We start from the raw sequence: 19,752 nt of genomic DNA on the forward strand, positions 1-19,752 counted from the left end.
CTCTTCGGGGCGCGCCAGCTACACACGCAACGTTGCGAGGGGAAGTCTGGCAACCAGTTCGTCGAATACGACACGGACTCGCCTCGACACCGGGCCGCGTTGGGGACGGTAGACGTATAGCTTCCAGGGATCGGGATCGAGGCGAGGTAGAAGCCGGACGAGTTGACCTCGCTGAATGTAAGGCCGAATCAGATATTCGGTGCATTGGCTGAAGCCAATTCCAGCGCAAGCTGCTTCGACCTCCACGGAAGTATCGTTGGTTACGAATGCAGGTGCAGCCGGCTGGAAGTGGCGTTCGCCGCGGAACATCCATGGCCACGGACGACCGCTTGCGGGGTCGATCAGGCACGTCACAGGCAGTGCTTCGAGGTCCTTCAAGTTCTTCGGTTCTCCCAACCGCGCGATCAATGCAGGCGACGCGACAGTCCACACCGGTAGTGGACCGATAGCGCGCGCGACAAACCGGTTGTCGCCAATTGCGCCCACACGCACGCCCAGGTCGATCTGCTCGTCCACGACGGCCGAGGGGGCATCCGAGAGTCTGAGATCGGCAATCAGACCGGAATGGCGGGCCATCAATTCCATCAAAATCGGCTGTACGTAGTAGCGGCCCAAGGCTGACGGCGCGGTAATGCGCACAACGCCCATTGCGTCGTCGCTCATGCTTGCCTGGCCGAACAGACCGTCGACGCCTGCTAGCGCGGCCTGCGCGCGTGCGACGAACGACTGGCCGAAGGTCGTGATCTGCACGCGTCGCGTATTGCGATGGAACAGGGTTTCCCTCAGTTGCTCCTCCAGCTCACGCACCGCGCGCGTGACCACTTGCGGCGAAACGCCGAGTCGCGCGGCGGCTTCGCGAAAGCTCGTACACGACGAGGCGGCCAGGAAGATCCTCAGGAGATCAAGGCGATTGAGCATGATTGTTCCTGCGCTGAGAATGACGAGCCATTGTCGTTGAAAATTCCCAAATCAGGAATTGTGAAAGCGCGATTATTCCATTCACCTTCGAGGGCTGCGTATCCATACTTCGTTCCAGGCGTGAGGCAATGTAGCCGCGACAAGCGCGCCAGACCCTGCGCAATATCCACTGGAACAAAGGACGACATCATGAACACGATCAGCACACAACGGCAGCTCGAAGGCAAGATTGCACTCGTGACCGGCGCAAGCTCCGGTATCGGCCGCGCTTCGGCCGTCGAACTCGCCCGCCGCGGCGCAAAGGTCGTCGTGGCGGCCCGCCGCAAGGACGAACTCGACCAGCTCGTGCAGCAGATTTCGGGCGAGGGTGGCGAAGCGTCGACCTTCGTGGCGGACGTTTCGAAAGAGGTCGACATCGAGCGTCTCGTCGATTACACGGTGCAGACCTACGGGCGCCTTGACATCGCCTTCAACAATGCGGGAACCGAGGGCGTATTCGCGCCGCTCATCGAACAGGATTCCGAAAGATTCGACATGGTCTTCGACCTGAACGTGCGCGGCGTGCTGAACGCGATGAAATACGAAGCGCAGGTCATGCTCGAGCAAGGCGCGGGCAGCATCATCAACAACGCCTCGATGGGCGGGCTGATCGGTTTCGCGAACGCGTCGGTGTACATCGCCAGCAAGCACGCGGTAGTCGGCATGACAAAATCGGCGTCGATCGAATGGTTCCGCCAAGGCATACGCGTAAACGCACTGTGCCCGGGGTTGATCGAGACGCCGTTCCATCATCGCGGCATCTGGCCATCGGCCGAAGTGCAGCAGCAGTTCGCCGCCGGCACGCCCGCTGGCCGCTGGGGCACCGCGCAGGAGATGGCGACTATCGTGGCGTTCCTCGCCTCCGACGACTCGAGCTACGTTTCAGGCCACGCTCTGGTGGCCGACGGCGGCTACTCGGTCGCCTGACCGGTGGAGCGGGTGCGTTTGCGAGGCTTGACCAGTCTTTCGACCGCATCCTCGGTCACCTGCTTGAACAGCTCGACGTTCGCATACGCCCGCGCAGCGAGCATGGCGCCGTAGACCAGCGAGACGAGCGTGGCCGCTTCGGCGTGAACCGACGAATCCAGTTTGAGGAGATCGCCCTTCACGCCGGCTTCGAGCACCCGCTCGAGCCACGCCGTCAGGTGATCGAAGAACGTCTTCACCCCTTGAGCCACTTCTTCGGGCAGCGAAGGCAGTTCGGCGCCCAGCATGCCCGCGACACAGAACGGAGCCGTGTCGTCGGCAATGCAGCGCTCCCAATGGCCGATGTAGGCGCGCAACTGTGCGATGGCGTCCGCGCCGCTCGCCTCCAGCGCCGCCACATCGGCGTCGAGCGCTTCCTGCCACGCGTCCAGTACCGCCACCACGAGATCGGTCTTGGCGGGGAAATGGTGGTGAATGCTGGCCTTGCGAATGTCGATCGCATCCGCGATGTCGGCATAGCTGAAGCCGTTGTAGCCGCGCCGCATGATGAGCTGCCGTCCCGCCGCAATGATCCTGTCGGCCGTCAGTTCGCCGCTTACTGTCATTTTTGCCTACCATCTAGTCGGTTGAATTACCGACAGCTTACGCGGAGCGGGAACCCATTGCTACCCCGAAACCCTCCAAATTTTTTCTTGCTTCTCAGCCATCCTACTAGTAGGATGGCTGCATCGAACAGGCTACGCCCTGTCGAGCCCTCAAAATCACCTGGAGCATGAAAATGAAGATTTCCTCATACGTCACCCGCATCGCCGCCGCCGTTGCCCTTTGCGCCGCCGCGCTCGGCTCGCAGGCCGCCACGGCCGCACCGGTCAAGAACATCGTGCTCGTGCACGGCTACTTCGCCGACGGTTCGGGCTGGCAGGCCGTGTCGAAGATCCTCACGCGCGACGGCTATAAGGTGTCCGTCGTGCAGGAGCCGGAAACGTCCTTCGACGATGACGTGAAGGCGACGACCCGCGTGATCGACGCCCAGGACGGCCCGAGCATCCTCGTCGGCCACAGCTACGGCGGCGCGGTCGTGACCGAGGCGGGGAATGACGACAAGGTCGCGGGTCTCGTCTATGTGGCCGCGTTCCAGCCCGATACGGGAGAATCGCCGCTCGAACTGACGAAGAAGACGCCGCCGGCCACCCAGGCGATCAAGGCCACCGCCGACGGCCACCTGTATATCGACCCGGCGAATTTCCACGAGGATTTCGCCGCCGACCTGCCCGCCGCCGAGGCCCGCTTCATGGCCATCTCGCAGGTCACGCCCGCCGCGCAGTCATTCGGCGTTCCGATCGCGCACGCCGCCTGGCGAACGAAACCGAGCTGGGCCGTCGTGGCGACGGCGGACCGTGCGATCAATCCCGATCTGGAACGCTTCATGACCCAGCGCGCAGGCAGCAAGACGGTCGAGATCAATTCGAGCCACGTGGTCTACATGTCGCATCCGGCGGAAGTGGCGAAGGTCATCGAGCAAGCCGCGGCGCAGTCGGCCAAAGAGTGATGCAGCGTGACGAGCCGCCTCCGGCCGTGATACCGGCCGAGGCGGCGCAATTGTCGCTAACGAACTTTTTTCGCCCAATGTCACACGCGGCCCAGGCTGTCTCGTCATGTCATGGCAACCCAACCGAAAGGAGATGCAACATGACTGCCAAGCTCGACCTGTTCGCCGCCGCCCCGACCCTGATGAAGTCCTGGATGGGCACTTCGCTCGCCGTGTCCGGGAGCCTCGAGCCGAGCCTCATTGCGTTGGTGGAGGTGCGCGCGTCGCAAATCAACGGCTGCGCGAATTGTCTTAACATGCATACCGCCCACGCACGCGAGGAAGGCGAGACCGAACAGCGTCTCTACCTGCTTTCCGCGTGGAAAGAAGCGCCTTGCTATACCGACCGCGAACGCGCGGCGCTCGGCTGGACCGACGCCCTCACGCGCCTTTCCGAAGGTCATGTGCTGGAGGAGGCACGCGCGGCGCTCACCGGCCACTTTACCGAGGAGGAGCAGGTGAAGCTCACGCTGATGATCAATGTGATCAACGGCTGGAACCGCCTTGCGGTCGGCTTCGGCCTGTGGGTCGATCCGGCGGCGGCGAAGGCCATGGCCAGGAAGATGGTTGCCGCATGACGGACGCTGGCCTCACGGACGCCGCGGCGAGTTTCGATCCGCTGCGGCGCAAGCTGATCCGCGTGGCGTACCGCATGCTCGGCTCGGTCGCCGACGCCGAGGACATCGTGCAGGACGCGTTCATCCGCTGGGCGGACGTGGAGCGCGACGAGGTGCGCGTGCCCGAGGCGTTCCTGCGCCGCATGGTGATGCGCATGTGCCTCGACCAGCTCAAATCGGCGCGGCATCAGCGCGAAACCTATGTCGGTCCGTGGCTGCCCGACCCGGTCGTCGAAGAGGACGAGCAGGAGGACGTCACGCTGCCGCTCATGCTCGCGCTCGAACGCCTCTCGCCGCTGGAGCGCGCGGCGTTCCTGCTGCACGATGTGTTCGGGCTCGAGTTCGACGAAGTCGCGGCCACGATCGGGCGCGAGAGCGCCGCATGCCGCCAGCTCGCGGCGCGCGCCCGCACTCATGTGCGAGAGGCGCGCCCGCGTTTTCATGTGGAGAAAGCGCGCGGCCTCGAACTGGCGCAGGCGTTCTTCGCGGCGTCGCGCAGCGGCGACATGAGCGCGCTGGGCGCCATGCTTGCCGATGACGTGAGCCTGCACGCGGACGGCGGCGGCAAGCGCCCGGCGATCGGCCGCCCGGTGTTCGGCTTCGAGAGTGTGATGAAGCTGCATGCGCAGCTAGCCGACCTGTTCCGCAAGAATGGCTCGACTTTCGTGCGCGCGGGTTTCATCAACGGCCTGCCCGGCTTCGTCTCGCGCGAGGCCGATGGCGAGTTGCAGACCACCGCGCTCGAGATCGAAGACGGCAAGGTCACGGCGATTTACGTGATGCGCAATCCGGACAAGCTGCGGCATCTGCACTGAGATGTGCGGCTTCCGGGCGGCCCAAGCCGTCGTGCACAAACGTTCCAGACTTGCAGCGGCGTCTCGCGGATCATGACTGCCTCGAAAAAGGAGGCAGCATGTTCGATACGAAAGTCGCGCTGGTCGTGCGGGAAAACCTCGCGGTCTGGCAGAAGCTCAATGTGACCGCGTTTCTCGCCACGGGCATTGCGGCGGCGGTGCCCGAAGCGCTTGGCGAGCCCTACGAAGACGCGCGCGGGCAACGCTACGGCAGGATGCTGGGCCAGCCGATGATGATCTATGGCGCCGATGTCGGGGGATTGCAGGCGGCGATGCGGCGCGGCGTTTCGCGCGAACTCACGATCGTGCCGTATGTGCACGCCATGTTCTCGACGGGCCACGACGCGGCGAACCGCGAGGTTTTTCGCGCCGAGGACCCGGAGAATCCCGATCTTGTGGGAATCGCGTTATACGGCCCGAAGAACGCGGTCGACAAGGCCGTGAAGGGGCTGGCGCTGCATCAGTAGACGCGCGCCGTTTCCATCACCCCGCCTTGCGCACCGGCGGAAAGCGCCGCTTGCCGTTGCCCATGGGAATGCGGCGGAAGCGCTCCTTTTTGTGCTCTTCCTCGAAGTGCGCAAGCGAGAGCTTGACGAGGTCGCTGCGCGAGACGATGCCCACGAGCCGCCGCGATTCGCGGTCGGCAACCACGGGCAGGCGTTCGAGCCCGTGAATCGCGAGGCGCGTGGCAACCTGCCGGCAGGTTTCCGCGGGGAGCGCCATGTCGGGGGAACGTTGCGCGAGCAACGAGCCGAGTGGCGTGTCGAGGGCTTCGGTCGCGGCGCTCGCGCGCACGGCGTCGAGCATCGCGCGATCCACCACACCGAGCACCGCGCCGTCGCGCAGCACCGGGAAGGCGCGGCGCTGCTGGGTCGAACCGAAATAGCGGTCGAGGGCGTCGCGCACGGTGACGTTCGCGTCGATCGTATCGACGGTGCGGGTCATCACTTCATCGACGTAATGGCGCTCGAGCGGATCGACGCCGTACTCGCGATAGATGTGATAACCGCGGCGCGCGATCTTTTCGGTCATGATCGAGCGCTTCATGACGACCGTCGCGAAGCCGTGCGCAACCAGCGTCGCCGTGAGCAGCGGCAGCAGCGCATTGGTATCGTGCGTGAGGCCGAACGCGAACACGATGGCCGTGAGCGGCGCGCCGAGCGTGGCGCCGAGCGTCGCCGCCATGCACACGAGCGGCCACAGCGCCGGGTCGCTGCCGGGCAGCACGTGGCTCAACACCGAGCCGAGCCCGGCGCCGAGCATGAGCAGCGGGGCGAGTACGCCGCCCGAGGTGCCGGAGCCGAGCGCCACGACCCAGATCACGGCTTTCACCACCAGAATCGCAATGGCGACCTGAAGGACGATGTGCTGATGCAGCAGATCGCCGATCACGTCGTAGCCCACGCCGAGCGCGCGCGGCTCGATGAAGCCGCCAATGCCCACCACGAGCCCGCCGATGGCCGGCCACCACGACCAGTGCAGCGGCAGATGGCCGAACAGGTCCTCGACCTTGTAGAGCGCCGCCGACAGCCCCGACGCGAGCGCGCCAGCCAGCAGCCCTGCGATGATGCACGAGAAGAGCGCCACGGCGTGCGGCGGCGGGGTCTGCATGGGAAAGAGCGGCGCCGTGCCGAAGAACACGGAGCGCGCGAAGCCGGCCACCGCGCACGCGAGCGCCACCGGCAGGAAGCTGCGCGGGCGCCATTCGAACAGCAGCAGTTCGACGGCGAGCAGCACGGCCGCGACCGGCGTGCCGAACACGGCGGTCATGCCCGCGGCCGCGCCCGCCACGAGGAGCGTCTTGCGCTCGGCCGAGGTGACGCGCACGCACTGCGCGAGCAGCGAGCCGAGCGCGCCGCCCGTCATGATGATCGGGCCTTCCGCGCCGAACGGGCCGCCGCTGCCGATCACGATGCCCGACGAAAGCGGCTTGAGCACGGCCACCTTCGGCGACATCTTGCTCTTGCCGAACAGAATGGCTTCGATGGCTTCGGGAATGCCGTGGCCGCGAATCTTCTCGGAGCCGAAGCGCGCCATCATCCCGACGATCAGTCCGCCAATCACCGGCACGACGATGACCCACGGCCCCAGCGTGTTGAGCGCGGGCGAGCGGTCGGCGAACGAGAACTGGCCGAAGAAGAACAGGTTCGTGAACCAGTGGATCAGGCTCAGCAGCACGAACGCCGCGAGCGTGGCCAGTGCGCCAATCACGGCGGCCAGCGCGCTGATGCCGGGCAGGCGTGCGTTCGCCGAGAAGTCGCGCTTGTGGGAATCGTCGGAATGCATGGTGAGCAGGCCCTAAAGATCGATACGCGGAATGGTGAATGCGCCCTCGAGCGACTTCAACTCGGCGCGATGCAGTTCGGCCAGGCGCGCGAGCAGCTTTTCGCCGGCAGCGAGCAAATGCACTTCCACCTGGCGCCGGTCGCGCTCGCTCACGCGGCGCTCGACGAGTTCGATCGCCTCGCAGCGCGAGACGAGCGCCACCACGCCGTGATGCTGCGCCTGCAAACGCTCGGCCAACTCGCCGATGGTCGCCCACGTGCGGCCGGGGTAACCCTTCACATGCAGCAGCAACAGGTATTGCAACGGCGTGATGCCCTCGGCCTGCGCGGCCTGCTCCGAGAAGCGCTCGAAGCGGCGCATCTGGTAGCGAAATTCGGACAGCTGTTCAAAGTCGACCTTGTCGAGCTCGCGCGCGCTTTTTTTCATCGGGAGTCCCTGAAACGGTTTAGTCTCCTAATATATCACGATGTGACATTTATTCCCGAAAACGCCCGTCACGTCGGCATGCGGCCAGGTGTATGGCCGCGATTCTGGCCGCCAAGCGGTTCAGGCCGGTGCCTGCTGCGGCGTCTTCGCCTGGTGATAGAGCCCGGAGATCAAATCGGCCTGCGTGATGATGCCCGCAAGCCGGTGTTCGTGATCGACCACCGGCACATGGTGGTGCCCGCGGCCCGCAAAAATACGCACGAGTTCGACGATCGGCGTCGTGTTCGCGACGGTGAGCACATGCGTGGTCATCAGCGTGCCGACACTCTGGCCGGACTCTGCGTGCGGCCGGAACAGGCGTGCAATCGCGTAAAGCATGAGGCGCAGCGGATGCCGTTCGCGCCCGTCGTCGGCGAGGTCGGCGCGCGTGACGATGCCCTTCACCTGGTGATGCGCGTCCACCACGGGCAGTGCCTTCACATCGTGGCGCTTGAGCAGCGAGCGCGCTTCGCCCACGGTCGTCGCGGGCGTGATGCTCACCACGTTGGCCGACATGACGTCGGCGCAGGTCAGTTCGCCGAAGCTGCGCGCGTAGGCGCGGATCTCGGCGTCCTGGAGCACGGCTTCGAGGTCGTCGGTGTCGATGTCGAGCATTTCGTCGCGCTCGCGCAGCACGGCTTCGAGGTCGGCACGCGTGAAACCGGCTTGCGCGGGGACGGGGCCGGCCACCCGCGGGCGCCGCGCGGCATGCGGATAGCGATGCCCCGTGGCGGCGTGATAGACGAGCGCGCCGCCGAGCAGCAGGAACGACTGCAGCGCGACGGGCACGAATACGAACTCATAGCCGAGCGCATGGACGGCCGGGCCGCCCAGCACCGCGGTCAGCGCGACCGCGCCTGAGGGCGGATGCACGCAGCGCAGCGTAAACATCGCGACGATGGCCACGGCGATGGCCACGGCGGCGGCCGGCACGGGGTCATGGATCCACATCGCCGCGGTCACGCCGACGGTGGCGGAAACGAGGTTGCCGCCGATGATCGACCAGGGCTGCGCGAGCGGGCTGGCGGGGACGCCGAACAGCAGCACGGCGGAGGCGCCCATCGGGGCGATCAGGTACGGAATGCCCGGATCGCCGCCAGGCAGCCGGTGTGCGAGCGCCCCAGTCAGCGCGATGCCGACCAGCGCGCCGCCGCCCGAGCGCAGGCGCTCGCGCCATGTGATGGTGACCCTGGAAGGGGTGAAGCGGGTGAGCCAGCGAAGGACCTTGAAGCGTGACACGATTCGGAGCGGAAACGGATGGGGAGCGCAGACGGCTCGGCGCCGCCCAAAGAAAAGGGATTATATCGCAATGTGATATATATCGCGTCACTTAGTCGCGGCGATGTTGTACCGAGGATGCGCTTCGGGCAGGAATTTTTGGGGACGCAACCGCAGCCGCGCGGCGGGCGGCGGCAGGTGAGGCAAGGGGAGGAGGCGCCGCCAGAGGGGCGGCGGCGCATTTTAGGCCGGCCAGTGAACGTTGGCCGCCGGTTCGAACTTCAAGTTTTAGCCAGCCTTAACCGGCATGCGGCGGCTGACCCGCGAAACGCGGCGCGGGAGCGGCGTTGGAATGGCCGTCGGGGTGGCGGTGATGGCCGGCATTGGCGTTGGCGCTGGCGTTCGCGTTGAGGTTCGGTGCAGGCGGCGGGCGATGTTGGGCGGTGTGCGCCGGCGGATGCCCGCCCGGCTGGGGCCGGTAGCCATGCGGCGGCGTGCCGTGCGGCTGCATCGTCACGCGCACGCGCTGGGGCTCGGGCATGTGCGCATGTTGCATCGGTAGATGGCCTTCGTTATGCGCCATCACCACGCGCAGTTCCGCGCGGCGGTGCAGGACTTCGCCGCGCAGGTCGCCGCGGCCGTAGTAGCGGCGCTGGCGGTGGCCGTCCGGCCCCACGATCCAGATATACGTGCTGCCGCCGGCGTAGACCACGTCACGGTCGAGCACGACCGAAACGTAGGCGTCGTACGGTTGCGGCACATAAACGGGTTGTGCGACGACGACAGGCGGGGGCGGCGGCGGGGGAGCGACAACCACGGTCGTGGGGCGCGCGGGGGCGGTGGCGACTCGGGGGCTCGAGACGCAGCCGCTGATCAGCAGGGTTGCGGCCAGGGTTCCGAACAAGACAGATGCAGATGGCAGGGCGCGTGGTTTCGCGTGCAAGCGGGACTCCGGAATGAGTGGTTGCTGGTCCCGTGTGTTAACGGCAAATACCCGAGGCGCTTGAGCAAGCGCCCGTCGACGCGGGGATGACTGCGCGTCCAGCCATCCGTTTTTCACATACCGGTGTTCCCAATTTGTGATTTTACGATGGCATATCGGCTTCCTATACTCGCCCGGAAAACGTACCGATGAAGTACCGATTCCGGAGACAGCCCCGCCATGAACGCCCCAGACCGTGCCGCCGTAGACGCTGCATCGCTAGCCGCATCCGTTTCGCTCGACGATAAATACACGCTGGAAAAGGGCCGCGTGTACATCAGCGGCACCCAGGCGCTGGTACGCCTGCCCATGCTGCAAAAGGCGCGCGACCGCAAGGCCGGCCTGAATACCGCGGGCTTCGTCTCGGGCTATCGCGGCTCGCCGCTCGGCGCGCTCGACCAGTCGCTCTGGAAGGCGAAAAAGCACCTCCAGGCCCACGACGTCGTGTTCCAGCCCGGCGTGAACGAAGACCTCGCCGCCACCGCCGTGTGGGGCACGCAGCAGATCAATCTCTGGCCCGGCGCGCAGCGCGACGGCGTGTTCGGCATGTGGTACGGCAAGGGCCCCGGCGTCGACCGCACCGGCGACGTGTTCAAGCACGCCAACTCCGCGGGCAGCGACGCGCGCGGCGGCGTGCTCGTGCTCGCGGGCGACGACCATGCGGCGAAGTCGTCGTCGGTCGCGCACCAGTCCGAGCACGCGCTCATCGCGGCGGGCATTCCCGTGCTCTATCCCGCGAACGTGCAGGAATATCTCGACTACGGTTTGCACGGCTGGGCCATGAGCCGCTACTCCGGCTTGTGGGTCGCCATGAAGTGCGTGACCGACGTGATCGAATCGACCGCGTCGATCGACCTGGACCCGGATCGCGTGGCAATCGTCACGCCCGCCGACTACACCATGCCCGAAGGCGGGCTCAATATCCGCTGGCCCGACACGCCGCTCGCCCAGGAAGCGCGCCTGCTCGACGAGAAGTGGTACGCCGCGCTTGCCTATGTGCGCGCGAACCGCCTGAACCGCGTGGTGATCGATTCGCCGCGCGCACGCTTTGGCATCATGACCGCGGGCAAGGCGTATCTCGACGTGCGCCAGGCGCTCACCGACCTCGGCCTCGACGACGAGACCTGCGCGCAGATCGGCGTGCGCGTGCTCAAGGTGGGCTGTGTGTGGCCGCTCGACGCGCAGGACGCGCGCGGCTTCGCCACCGGGCTCGAAGAAATTCTCGTGGTGGAGGAAAAGCGCCAGATTCTCGAATACGCGCTCAAGGAAGAGCTCTACAACTGGCGCGAAGACGTGCGTCCCAAGATCTACGGCAAGTTCGACGAACGCGACAACGAAGGCGGCGAATGGTCGGTGCCGCGCGGCAACTGGCTGCTGCCCGCGCACTACGAACTCTCGCCCGCACTGATCGCCAAGGCCATTGCGCGGCGTCTCGCGCGCGCCGACGTGCCCGAGGAAGTCCGCGCACGTATGCTCGCGCGCGTGGCGATCATCGAGGCGAAGGAACGCGAGGCAGCGAAGCCGCGCGTGACGGTGGAGCGCAAGCCGTGGTTCTGCTCGGGCTGTCCGCACAATACCTCGACGAATGTGCCCGAAGGCTCGCGTGCGCTGGCGGGCATCGGCTGCCACTACATGTCGATGTGGATGGACCGCAAGACGGAAACGTTCAGCCAGATGGGCGGCGAGGGCGTGGCGTGGCTCGGCCAGATGCATTTCTCGGGCGACAGGCACGTGTTCGTGAATCTCGGCGACGGCACGTACTTTCACTCAGGACTGCTGGCGATTCGCGCGGCCATCGCATCGAACGCCAACATCACCTACAAGATTCTCTACAACGACGCGGTGGCGATGACGGGTGGCCAGCCCGTGGACGGCGTGCTCACCGTGCCGCAGATCGCGCATCAGGTGCATGCCGAAGGGGCGAAGCGCATCGTCATCGTCACGGACGAGCCGCAAAAATACGACTCGAATATCGTCTTGCCGGCGGGCGTGGATGTTCACCATCGCGACCAGCTCGATAGCGTGCAGCGCACGTTGCGCGAAATCGCCGGCACCACCGTGCTGATCTACGACCAGACCTGCGCCACCGAAAAGCGCCGTCGCCGCAAGCGCGGCGCCTATCCCGACCCGGCGCGCCGCGCGTTCATCAACGACGCCGTGTGCGAGGGCTGCGGCGACTGCTCGGTGCAATCGAACTGCCTGTCCGTCGAGCCGCTCGACACGCCGCTCGGCACGAAGCGCAAGATCAACCAGTCGTCGTGCAACAAGGACTTTTCGTGCGTGAAGGGCTTTTGCCCGAGCTTCGTGACGGCCGAGGGCGCGCAGTTGCGCAAGCCGCGCGCGGCGAACGTGTCCAGCGCCGCATCGATCGATTTCGACGCGCTGCCCATGCCGGTGCTCCCGCAACTGGCGAAGCCTTACGGCATCCTCGTGACGGGCGTGGGCGGCACGGGCGTCGTGACCATCGGCGGCCTGATCGGCATGGCCGCGCATCTTGCAGGCAAGGGCGTGACCGTGCTCGACATGGCCGGGCTCGCGCAAAAGGGCGGCGCCGTGCTGAGCCACGTGCAGGTGGCGGCGACGCCCGCCGCCTTGCACGCCACGCGCATCGCCACGGGCGAGGCGCGCCTCGTGATCGGCTGCGATGCGATCGTCTCCGCTTCGGGCGACGTGCTCTCGCGCACCCAGCATGGCGTGACGGTCGCGGCGATCAACAGCGGCGCGACGCCGACCGCGGAATTCGTCAAGAATCCGAAGTGGACGTTTCCGGGTGCGCAAACCGAGGCTGAACTCCGTGCGAGCATCGGCGAGGGCTGTGCGTTCGTGGACGCCAATGCGCTCGCGCTGGCCTTGCTCGGCGACACGATCTACAGCAATCCGCTGCTGCTGGGCTATGCGTGGCAAAAGGGTTGGCTGCCGCTCGAACTCGCGCATCTGCGTCGTGCGATCGAGCTCAACGCCGTGGCCGTGGAGAAGAACCAGCAGGCGTTCAACTGGGGCCGCTACGTCGCGCATCATGGCGAGGCGGTCGTGCGCGCGCTCACCAGGACGCAGGCAGAGCCGCAAGCCGTCGTTCTGCGCATGCCCGAATCGCTCGACAAGGTGATCGCCGCGCGCGAAGCGCTGCTCACGGCGTATCAGAACGCCGCCTATGCGCAGCAGTATCGCCGCGTGGTCGAGCGCATTCGCGTGAAAGAGACAACGCTTGGCTGCGACGCGAAGCTGCCGCTCACGCGCGCCGTTGCCGTGAATCTCGCGAAGCTCATGGCCTACAAGGACGAATACGAGGTCGCGCGTCTTTACGCCGATCCCGCGTATCTGCAGAAGCTGCGTGAGCAGTTCGAAGGCGAGCCGGGACGCGACTACAAGCTGAACTTCTGGCTCGCGCCGCCGCTCTTCGCGAAGCGCGACGAGCACGGTCATCTCGTGAAGCGCCGTTTCGGTCCGTGGGTGCTGCCGGTGTTGCGCACGCTGGCCCGCATGAAGGGGCTGCGCGGGACGGCGTTCGACGTGTTCGGCAAGACCGGAGAGCGTCGCGACGAACGCCGCTCGATTGCGCAATACGTCGCGCTCGTGGACGAATTCTGCGCGAGCCTCGACGCCCAGCGCCTGCCCGTCGCGCTGCAGCTGGCGGCGCTGCCCGACGAGATTCGCGGCTTCGGCCACGTCAAGGCGCGCAATCTCGCGGCGGCCGGCAAAAGGCAGGAGCGCTTGCTGGCCGACTACCGCACGAGCGCAGCGATGCGCGCCACGGCGTAAGAAGCCATCGAGCGATCAGGGCAGCAGGCGCCTGCCGAGCAAGCGCGGCAGGCGCAGCGCGAAGCCGCTCACGAGCCGCAGATGCATGCCCGCGAGCAGCAGGTTGTCGCGCACATAGTTGAAATGCGAGACCCCGCCTTCATCGGCGCCGAAGTAACGCACCGGCGCTTCGATCTGGATGGGCCGCACGCCGGCCCAGCACAGGCGCACGGCGGCTTCGGGATCGAAGTCGAAGCGGCGCATCCACGTCTGGCGGTGCATGATCGCCTTCAGTGGCGCGATCGGGTACACGCGAAAGCCGTACAGCGAATCGCCAATGCCGGCCCACAGCGTCTCGAAGTCGGCGAAGAAGTTCGACAGGCGTCGTCCCTGCACGCGCAGTTGCGGCGCGCTCGCGTCGAACTTCGGCAGGCCCAGCACCATGGCGTCGGGCGCGGCCTGCGAGGCGGCCATGAATTCGGGAATCAGCGCGGCGGGGTGCTGGCCGTCGGAGTCCATCGTCAGCACGTGGGTGAATCCGCGCGCCGCGGCGGCTTCGAGCCCCGCGAGCACCGCGCCGCCCTTGCCCCGGTTGTCGGGCAGCACGATGACGTGCAGGCCGGGGTCGTCGTTGGCCATGGCCTGCAGGCGCGCGGCGCTGCCGTCCGTGCTGCCGTCCACCACGACCCACACGGGGTTCCATTGCGCGCGTGCGCCGCGCACGGTTTCGTCGAGCTTGGCGCCCGGGTTGTAGCTCGGGATCAGGACGAGATGCGTGGACGAAGGCGTGGCCATGGCAGCGGGTGCCTCGACAGCGGGAGACCCTGAAAAAATTCTAGGTCGCGCCGCTGCGCGCGCATAACCGCCCGGGCGGACGTCCGGCGCATCGTGCGCGGGGACGTCGTATCCGGATGCTTCGGCGCTCGCGCCCGTGCTGGTGCCGGGCGCGGAGCGCGACTGCCGCTTTGCGTCGAAGGGTTGCACAGACACTCGTATTTCCTCAGAGGATGCAGCAGCGGAAAACGCGCCGCGTGTTCAAGCCAGGCCGCCGTTGATCGAGAGCACTTGCCCTGTCACATAGGCGGCCGCGTCGGACACCAGGTACGCCACCATGCCCGCGACTTCCTCGGGCTGGCCGGCGCGCTGCGCGGGCACGAGCTGCTTGATGCGCTCGGCGGGAAACGCGTGCTCCGCCATGGGCGAAGCGATGATACCGGGCGCCACGGCATTCACCGTGATGCCGCGCGAGGCCAGCTCCAGCGAGAGCGATTTCGTTGCGCCGATCAGCCCGGCCTTCGCGGCCGCGTAGTTCGCCTGGCCGCGATTGCCCATCACGCCCGCGAGCGAGGCGATGTTGACGATGCGCCCGTGGCGCGTACGGATCATCGGCATGAGGAGCGGCTGGGTCACGTTGAAAAAGCCGTTGAGCGAGACGTCGATCACGCGGCGCCATTGCTCCCGGCGCATGCCCACCAAGGGCGCGTCGTCGTGAATGCCCGCGTTGTTCACCAGGATCTGCACGGGCGCTTCGTCCACGAGCCGCGCGAGCGCGGCTTGGGCCGCGTCGGCGTCGGTCACGTCGAAGGCGATGGCGTGCGCGCTGCCGCCCGCCGCGACGATGCGCTGCGCGACGGCTTCGGCCTCGGCCAGACGCCGGTTCGCGTGCACCCAGACCTCGTGGCCCGCCTGCGCGAGCGCCACGCTGATGGCCTGCCCGAGTGCGCCGCTGCCGCCTGTCACGAGTGCACGCATGGGTTTTCCTCCCTCAATCCTGGCCAGGTCCTGGCCTGCGCCGGCAGTCATGGCACTACGCGCCGCGCACGTCAGCGCACCCGGTGCGCCGCGACGTAGGCGGCCAGCGAGCCGAGCGTCGCGAAGATCTTTTCGTTTTCCGGATTGTCCGAGCGCAGCTCGAAGCCGTACTTCTTCGAGATCAGCAGCGCAATTTCCAGGATGTCGATCGAGTCGAGCCCGAAGCCTTCGCCGTAGAGCGGAGTGTCGGCGCCCACTTCGTCGAGCGAGACATCTTCGAGATTCAGCTCTTTCACGATCTGCGTGGCGAGCTCTTGTTCCAGTGCGTTCATCATGCGTGGGCTCTCCGGGCGTGCGGGCCGAAAGCGCCGGCCACCCGTTTTTAGGGTTCGTTTGATGTAAAAGTTACCAGGATTCTAAGTGAAGGGTATCGGTGCGTATACCGTGCTCCCAGCCGAAAGGGTTACAGAGGGTCGGTGCCAGGCGCCGCCCTTTTTTGGGATCGGAACGCGCGAGACGCTTGCACGGCTTCGGGCCTGTCTGGATCCGACAAAAACCCCGCCTGACGCGATTCCGAACATTCAGTTACAAACCGGCATCCGGCAGGACAGGTGATCGGGTCCCGCCAATCTTAAAATGTGCGTGCCTGACCATACTTGCAAGAAACCGGCCCGATACTTGCGTTTCTTAAGAGGATTCGGGGCGCTTGCCTTACCCTACGATTCACTTACGAGTCCATTTGCGATATTTGCCAGATGCCCTCTTTGCTTAGCCAGACCGCCCTGGGTCGCACCGGGGCCGACCGCCCGCCGGCGCCCTGCGCACGGCCCTCTGGCGCGCGCGTGCGCGGAGGCGGGCGATGAGCGCCGTGGCTGCGGCGGCGCGCGCGGCGCTTGGAGTGGCGGCTGTGGCCGCCTGGCAAATCGGCGCGCACTACGCGGTCGCGACGCCCGGCGCGCACGGCTTCGGCCTGGCCATGGCGCTCGTGCCCCCGCTCGCGATCGCGCTGGCCGCCGCCGCGCGTTCGCCGCGCCGGGCGTGGCTGCTGCCGCTGTGGACGCTCGTGGTGCTCACGCTGTGGTTCATGCGCACGCCGCTTGCTTGGCACTTCGAGTGGGGACTGTATCTGGAGCATGTGAGCTTCAACCTCGCGATGGCGCTGCTGTTCGGGCGCACGCTCGCGGCGGGGCGCGTGCCGCTTTGCACGCAGTTCGCGTCGATGATCCACGGCGGCGCGCTGACGCCGTCCGTCGCGCGCTATACGCGCCAGATCACGCTCGCATGGGCGCTCTTTTTCGTCGCGATTGCCGGCGTTTCGACGCTGATGTTCGCGGTTGCACCGATCGTCGCGTGGTCGACGTTCGCCAACTATCTGGCGTTGCCGCTCGTGGCGGTGATGTTCGTCGCCGAGCACGCATGCCGGCGTTTCGTGCTGCCCGGCGAGGCGAATGCCGGCATGCTCGACGCGATTCGCGCATACCGGCAGACGACCCAGGCGCACGCGGAGCATTCCTGATCATGGACGCCGCTCGCCAGCCTGAATCAAAGCAGGGAACAACGCAGGAATCCGTATTGACTGAAGTTATGCAGACTCATCCGCTCGTTTTTCATACGTCGCCCGATCAGGTCATGGCCTGGCGCGACGGCGCGCCCGTCACGGTGCGCGCGTTCCTCGCCGATGTCACGCGTGTGGCCGCGGCACTGCCGGCGGGCGGCCACGTATTCAACGTCTGCCGCGATCGCTACCGCTTTACCGTGGGCCTGTGCGCGGCGCTCGTCTCTGGTCGCATCAGCCTGCTGCCCTCGACGCAGACGCCGGAAACGGTGCGCCAGCTCGCCTCGTTCGCACCCGATGCGTTCTGCTTGCACGACGCGCCCGATTGCGCGATCGACCTGCCGCGTTTCGCGTATCCCGAAGCCCGGCAGGAAGCCGACGGGCACGCGCCGTTCGCCGTCCCGCGGATCGACGCCTCGCGCGTCGCGGCCTACGTGTTCACGTCGGGGTCCACCGGCGCGCCGGTGCCGCATGCCAAGACGTGGGGCGTGCTGGTGGCGGGCGTGCGCGCGTCGGCCGAGCGCCACGGCCTGCTCGCCGCGCGCGACTGCACGATCGTCGGCACGGTGCCGCCGCAGCACATGTATGGCTTCGAAGTGACCGTGTTGCTGCCGCTGATCGGTGGCTTCGCGTTCAGCAACCGGCTGCCGTTCTATCCCGTCGATATCCGCGACGAACTCGAAGCCGTGCCGCAGCCGCGCGTGCTCGTGACCTCGCCGATCCATCTGCGCGCGCTGCTCGCCACCGATCACGCGCTGCCGCCGGCCGAGCTGGTGCTCTCCGCCACCGCGCCGCTTTCGGAAAAGCTCGCGCTCGAAGCGGAAACGCGCTTGAAGGCGCCGCTCGTCGAAATCTACGGCAGCACCGAAACCGGCCAGATCGCGACGCGCCGCACCGCGAAGGGCGCAACGTGGCAGCTGTTCCCGCAGGTTCGCTTCGAAGCGCGCGCAAGCGCGGTCCAGGACGACGAAGGCCCCACGATGTGGGTCTCGGGCGGCCACGTGGAAGAGCCGGTGCCGATGGGCGACGCGATCGAACTGCTCGACGCGCAGCGTTTCCTGCTGCACGGGCGCAAGGCGGACCTCATCAACATCGCGGGCAAGCGGACCTCGCTCGCCTACCTCAACCATCAGCTCAACGCCATTCCTGGCGTGGTGGACGGCGTATTCTTCATGCCAGCGCACCTCGAGCACGATGCGCATACGGGACACGACATCGTGCAGCGCCTCGTCGCGCTCGTGGTCGCGCCCACGCTCACGCTTGCCGATCTGCAGCGCGCGCTGCGCGAGCGCATCGATCGCGCGTTTCTGCCGCGTCCGCTGCTGTTCGTCGATTCCCTGCCGCGCAACGACACCGGCAAGCTGCCGCATGACGTGCTCGCGGCGTTCGTCGCGCGGCAGATGCGCGGCGGCGGCCTCGCGCCGGCGGCGCAGGAAGCGGGCGACGCTCTATCCGAACCCGCAACCACGCTTTCGTTCGCGATTCCCGCCGATCATCCCGCGCTGCCGGGCCACTTCCCGGGTCACCCGATCGTGCCCGGCGTCGTGCTGCTCGATCACGCCATCGACGCGATCGGCGACGCGCTGAACCGGCCGTTCACCACGTTCAAGCTCAGCACCGCGAAATTCCTGAGCCCGGCCGCGCCTGGCGAAACGCTCGACCTCGCCTGGGACGCGGCGGCGAGCGGCGCGATCCGCTTCACGCTGCGCGCGGGCGCGCGCGATGTCGCGAGCGGCGTCATCAGCGACGAAAAAACCGGAGCGCAGCCATGACGAAGCGCACCGACTGGGCGAACCAGCAGGAGCGCAGCAATACGCTGCTCCTGCGCATCATGACGTGGCTCTCGCTGCGCCTCGGCCGCCGCGCGGGCCGCGTGCTGCTGCATTTGATCGCCCTGTATTTCGTGCTGTTTTCGCCGCGCGCGTGCGCCGCCTCGCGCGACTACTTGCGCCGCGTACTGGGCCGCCCGGCGCACTGGCGCGACATCTACCGCCACGTGTTTACATTCGCGTCGACGATTCACGACCGCATCTACCTGGCGAACGCGCGCTTCGACATGTTCGATATCCGCCCGCACGGCCATACGCTCGTGGACGAGACGCTCGCCAAGGGGCGCGGCGTGTTCCTGATGGGCGCGCATCTCGGCAGCTTCGAGATCGTGCGCGCGCTCGGCCGCACGCGGCCCGACCTGCGCGTGGTCGTGACGATGTACGAAGAGAACGCGCAGAAGATCAACGCGACGCTCGCCGCCGTGAATCCCGCGGCGAAGCCCGAAGTGATCGGGCTCGGCCAGGTTGGCTCGATGCTGAAGGTGCACGAGCGTCTCGACCAGAACTGCATGGTGGGTATGCTCGCGGACCGCACGCTGCTCGCCGACGACGCCGCCACCATGCGCCGCATGGCGTTTCTCGGCGAACCGGCGGCGTTCCCGCTCGGGCCGCTCTACATGGCCGCGATGCTCAAGCGCCCGGTGCTGTTCATGACGGGCCTGTATCGCGGCGGCAATCGCTACGACGTGCACTTCGAAACGCTGGCGGACTTCACCGACGTGCCGCGCGAGTCGCGCCAGCGCGCCATCGACGCGGCGCTCGTGCGTTACGTGACCCTGCTCGACCGTTATTGCCGCCTGGCGCCGTACAACTGGTTCAACTACTACGACTTCTGGCAGGGCGGCAGGCAAGGCGCGATGGTTGGCGCACCGGCACCGGCATCGGCAACTGCGGCGGCGAGCACTGCAGCGCGTGCGCCGGCCACGGTGCGCCGCCGCGAGACGCGCCCCCATGCCGAGCTACCCGTGCACGAGGTGACCGACG

17 protein-coding genes and 1 pseudogene are annotated in these 19,752 nt (G+C 66.8%); 9 read left to right on the plus strand and 9 right to left on the minus strand.

Translation table 11 applies throughout. The features are described 5' to 3' along the window. Positions 1-18 precede the first annotated feature (18 nt). Positions 19-918 carry a LysR family transcriptional regulator gene (locus AB4Y36_RS14760; RefSeq protein ID WP_368683386.1) on the minus strand — a complete coding sequence of 300 codons (900 nt, stop codon included), beginning with the start codon at positions 916-918 and terminating at the stop codon, positions 19-21. A gap of 189 nt (positions 919-1,107) precedes the next feature. Here AB4Y36_RS14760 and AB4Y36_RS14765 point away from each other — a divergent pair, with 189 nt between their 5' ends. Beyond that, on the plus strand, positions 1,108-1,884 hold the full coding sequence (locus AB4Y36_RS14765) for an SDR family NAD(P)-dependent oxidoreductase (protein ID WP_069265787.1): 777 nt from the start codon (positions 1,108-1,110) through the stop codon (positions 1,882-1,884). On the opposite strand, the gene AB4Y36_RS14770 is transcribed toward AB4Y36_RS14765, so the two are convergent. Next, positions 1,869-2,489, minus strand: coding sequence for a TetR/AcrR family transcriptional regulator (locus AB4Y36_RS14770; protein WP_069265788.1), 621 nt, complete (start codon positions 2,487-2,489; stop codon positions 1,869-1,871). The two genes, AB4Y36_RS14765 and AB4Y36_RS14770, sit on opposite strands and share 16 nt — an antisense overlap. 173 nt (positions 2,490-2,662) lie before the next feature. On the opposite strand from AB4Y36_RS14770, the gene AB4Y36_RS14775 reads away from it, so the two are divergent. The 4 genes from AB4Y36_RS14775 to AB4Y36_RS14790 all read left to right on the plus strand — a co-directional run bounded on the left by AB4Y36_RS14775 (position 2,663) and on the right by AB4Y36_RS14790 (position 5,410). Continuing rightward, the gene (locus AB4Y36_RS14775; RefSeq protein ID WP_368683387.1) at positions 2,663-3,433 is read left to right on the plus strand and encodes an alpha/beta fold hydrolase; all 771 of its coding nucleotides are present in this window, start codon (positions 2,663-2,665) and stop codon (positions 3,431-3,433) included. A gap of 140 nt (positions 3,434-3,573) precedes the next feature. Then, complete coding sequence (locus tag AB4Y36_RS14780) at positions 3,574-4,050, plus strand: carboxymuconolactone decarboxylase family protein (protein ID WP_368683388.1); 477 nt, start codon at positions 3,574-3,576, stop codon at positions 4,048-4,050. Beyond that, complete coding sequence (locus AB4Y36_RS14785; protein WP_342949063.1) at positions 4,047-4,904, plus strand: sigma-70 family RNA polymerase sigma factor; 858 nt, start codon at positions 4,047-4,049, stop codon at positions 4,902-4,904. The genes AB4Y36_RS14780 and AB4Y36_RS14785 overlap by 4 nt, the downstream gene beginning before the upstream one ends. Positions 4,905-5,002: 98 nt before the next feature. Further along, positions 5,003-5,410, plus strand: a complete 408-nt coding sequence (locus tag AB4Y36_RS14790; RefSeq protein WP_368683389.1) for a DUF2000 family protein — start codon at positions 5,003-5,005, stop codon at positions 5,408-5,410. A 16-nt stretch (positions 5,411-5,426) separates the two neighbouring features. On the opposite strand, the gene AB4Y36_RS14795 is transcribed toward AB4Y36_RS14790, so the two are convergent. The 4 genes from AB4Y36_RS14795 to AB4Y36_RS14810 all read right to left on the minus strand — a co-directional run bounded on the left by AB4Y36_RS14795 (position 5,427) and on the right by AB4Y36_RS14810 (position 9,816). Beyond that, complete coding sequence (locus tag AB4Y36_RS14795; protein ID WP_368683390.1) at positions 5,427-7,229, minus strand: chloride channel protein; 1,803 nt, start codon at positions 7,227-7,229, stop codon at positions 5,427-5,429. A gap of 12 nt (positions 7,230-7,241) precedes the next feature. Then, positions 7,242-7,655 (minus strand): MarR family winged helix-turn-helix transcriptional regulator, encoded by a 414-nt coding sequence (locus AB4Y36_RS14800; RefSeq protein WP_069265794.1) that lies wholly within the window; start codon positions 7,653-7,655, stop codon positions 7,242-7,244. Positions 7,656-7,775: 120 nt separating this feature from the next. Beyond that, on the minus strand, positions 7,776-8,933 hold the full coding sequence (locus AB4Y36_RS14805; protein WP_368683391.1) for an HPP family protein: 1,158 nt from the start codon (positions 8,931-8,933) through the stop codon (positions 7,776-7,778). A 277-nt stretch (positions 8,934-9,210) separates the two neighbouring features. Then, entirely contained in the window at positions 9,211-9,816 is a 606-nt protein-coding gene (locus tag AB4Y36_RS14810) for a hypothetical protein (protein ID WP_368683392.1), read from the minus strand. 258 nt (positions 9,817-10,074) lie between these two features. Between AB4Y36_RS14810 and AB4Y36_RS14815 the strand changes: the two genes are divergently transcribed. Continuing rightward, complete coding sequence (locus tag AB4Y36_RS14815; RefSeq protein WP_368683393.1) at positions 10,075-13,653, plus strand: indolepyruvate ferredoxin oxidoreductase family protein; 3,579 nt, start codon at positions 10,075-10,077, stop codon at positions 13,651-13,653. A gap of 15 nt (positions 13,654-13,668) precedes the next feature. Here the strand turns inward: AB4Y36_RS14815 and AB4Y36_RS14820 are convergent, their stop codons facing one another. The 3 genes from AB4Y36_RS14820 to AB4Y36_RS14830 all read right to left on the minus strand — a co-directional run bounded on the left by AB4Y36_RS14820 (position 13,669) and on the right by AB4Y36_RS14830 (position 15,716). Next, positions 13,669-14,427 (minus strand): glycosyltransferase family 2 protein, encoded by a 759-nt coding sequence (locus AB4Y36_RS14820; protein ID WP_342949057.1) that lies wholly within the window; start codon positions 14,425-14,427, stop codon positions 13,669-13,671. Between the two features lie 240 nt (positions 14,428-14,667). After that, complete coding sequence (gene fabG / locus AB4Y36_RS14825) at positions 14,668-15,384, minus strand: 3-oxoacyl-ACP reductase FabG (RefSeq protein ID WP_368683394.1); 717 nt, start codon at positions 15,382-15,384, stop codon at positions 14,668-14,670. Between the two features lie 71 nt (positions 15,385-15,455). After that, positions 15,456-15,716, minus strand: coding sequence for a phosphopantetheine-binding protein (locus AB4Y36_RS14830; RefSeq protein ID WP_069265977.1), 261 nt, complete (start codon positions 15,714-15,716; stop codon positions 15,456-15,458). Positions 15,717-16,243: 527 nt separating this feature from the next. Here AB4Y36_RS14830 and AB4Y36_RS14835 point away from each other — a divergent pair. The 3 genes and pseudogenes from AB4Y36_RS14835 to AB4Y36_RS14845 all read left to right on the plus strand — a co-directional run. After that, positions 16,244-16,900, plus strand: coding sequence for a hypothetical protein (locus AB4Y36_RS14835; RefSeq protein WP_368683395.1), 657 nt, complete (start codon positions 16,244-16,246; stop codon positions 16,898-16,900). A gap of 68 nt (positions 16,901-16,968) precedes the next feature. Continuing rightward, positions 16,969-18,711, plus strand: coding sequence for an AMP-binding protein (locus AB4Y36_RS14840; protein ID WP_368683559.1), 1,743 nt, complete (start codon positions 16,969-16,971; stop codon positions 18,709-18,711). Further along, a pseudogene (locus AB4Y36_RS14845) lies at positions 18,708-19,613 on the plus strand (acyl-CoA synthetase); the annotation flags it as partial. The gene AB4Y36_RS14840 and the pseudogene AB4Y36_RS14845, both read left to right, overlap by 4 nt. Positions 19,614-19,752: the final 139 nt, after the last annotated feature.

It is taken from the genome of Paraburkholderia sp. BR10936, assembly GCF_040965735.1.
Taxonomy (GTDB): Bacteria; Pseudomonadota; Gammaproteobacteria; order Burkholderiales; family Burkholderiaceae; genus Paraburkholderia; species Paraburkholderia nodosa_A.

Coding starts and splice junctions, on each gene's coding strand:
- fabG (WP_368683394.1), bottom strand. CDS start 15,384: ATGCGTGCACTCGTGACAGGCGGCAGCGGCGCACTCGGGCAGGCCATC.
- AB4Y36_RS14840 (WP_368683559.1), top strand. CDS start 16,969: ATGCAGACTCATCCGCTCGTTTTTCATACGTCGCCCGATCAGGTCATG.
- AB4Y36_RS14765 (WP_069265787.1), top strand. CDS start 1,108: ATGAACACGATCAGCACACAACGGCAGCTCGAAGGCAAGATTGCACTC.
- AB4Y36_RS14775 (WP_368683387.1), top strand. CDS start 2,663: ATGAAGATTTCCTCATACGTCACCCGCATCGCCGCCGCCGTTGCCCTT.
- AB4Y36_RS14835 (WP_368683395.1), top strand. CDS start 16,244: ATGAGCGCCGTGGCTGCGGCGGCGCGCGCGGCGCTTGGAGTGGCGGCT.
- AB4Y36_RS14770 (WP_069265788.1), bottom strand. CDS start 2,489: ATGACAGTAAGCGGCGAACTGACGGCCGACAGGATCATTGCGGCGGGA.
- AB4Y36_RS14790 (WP_368683389.1), top strand. CDS start 5,003: ATGTTCGATACGAAAGTCGCGCTGGTCGTGCGGGAAAACCTCGCGGTC.
- AB4Y36_RS14780 (WP_368683388.1), top strand. CDS start 3,574: ATGACTGCCAAGCTCGACCTGTTCGCCGCCGCCCCGACCCTGATGAAG.
- AB4Y36_RS14800 (WP_069265794.1), bottom strand. CDS start 7,655: ATGAAAAAAAGCGCGCGCGAGCTCGACAAGGTCGACTTTGAACAGCTG.
- AB4Y36_RS14820 (WP_342949057.1), bottom strand. CDS start 14,427: ATGGCCACGCCTTCGTCCACGCATCTCGTCCTGATCCCGAGCTACAAC.
- AB4Y36_RS14830 (WP_069265977.1), bottom strand. CDS start 15,716: ATGAACGCACTGGAACAAGAGCTCGCCACGCAGATCGTGAAAGAGCTG.
- AB4Y36_RS14760 (WP_368683386.1), bottom strand. CDS start 918: ATGCTCAATCGCCTTGATCTCCTGAGGATCTTCCTGGCCGCCTCGTCG.
- AB4Y36_RS14795 (WP_368683390.1), bottom strand. CDS start 7,229: ATGCATTCCGACGATTCCCACAAGCGCGACTTCTCGGCGAACGCACGC.
- AB4Y36_RS14815 (WP_368683393.1), top strand. CDS start 10,075: ATGAACGCCCCAGACCGTGCCGCCGTAGACGCTGCATCGCTAGCCGCA.
- AB4Y36_RS14785 (WP_342949063.1), top strand. CDS start 4,047: ATGACGGACGCTGGCCTCACGGACGCCGCGGCGAGTTTCGATCCGCTG.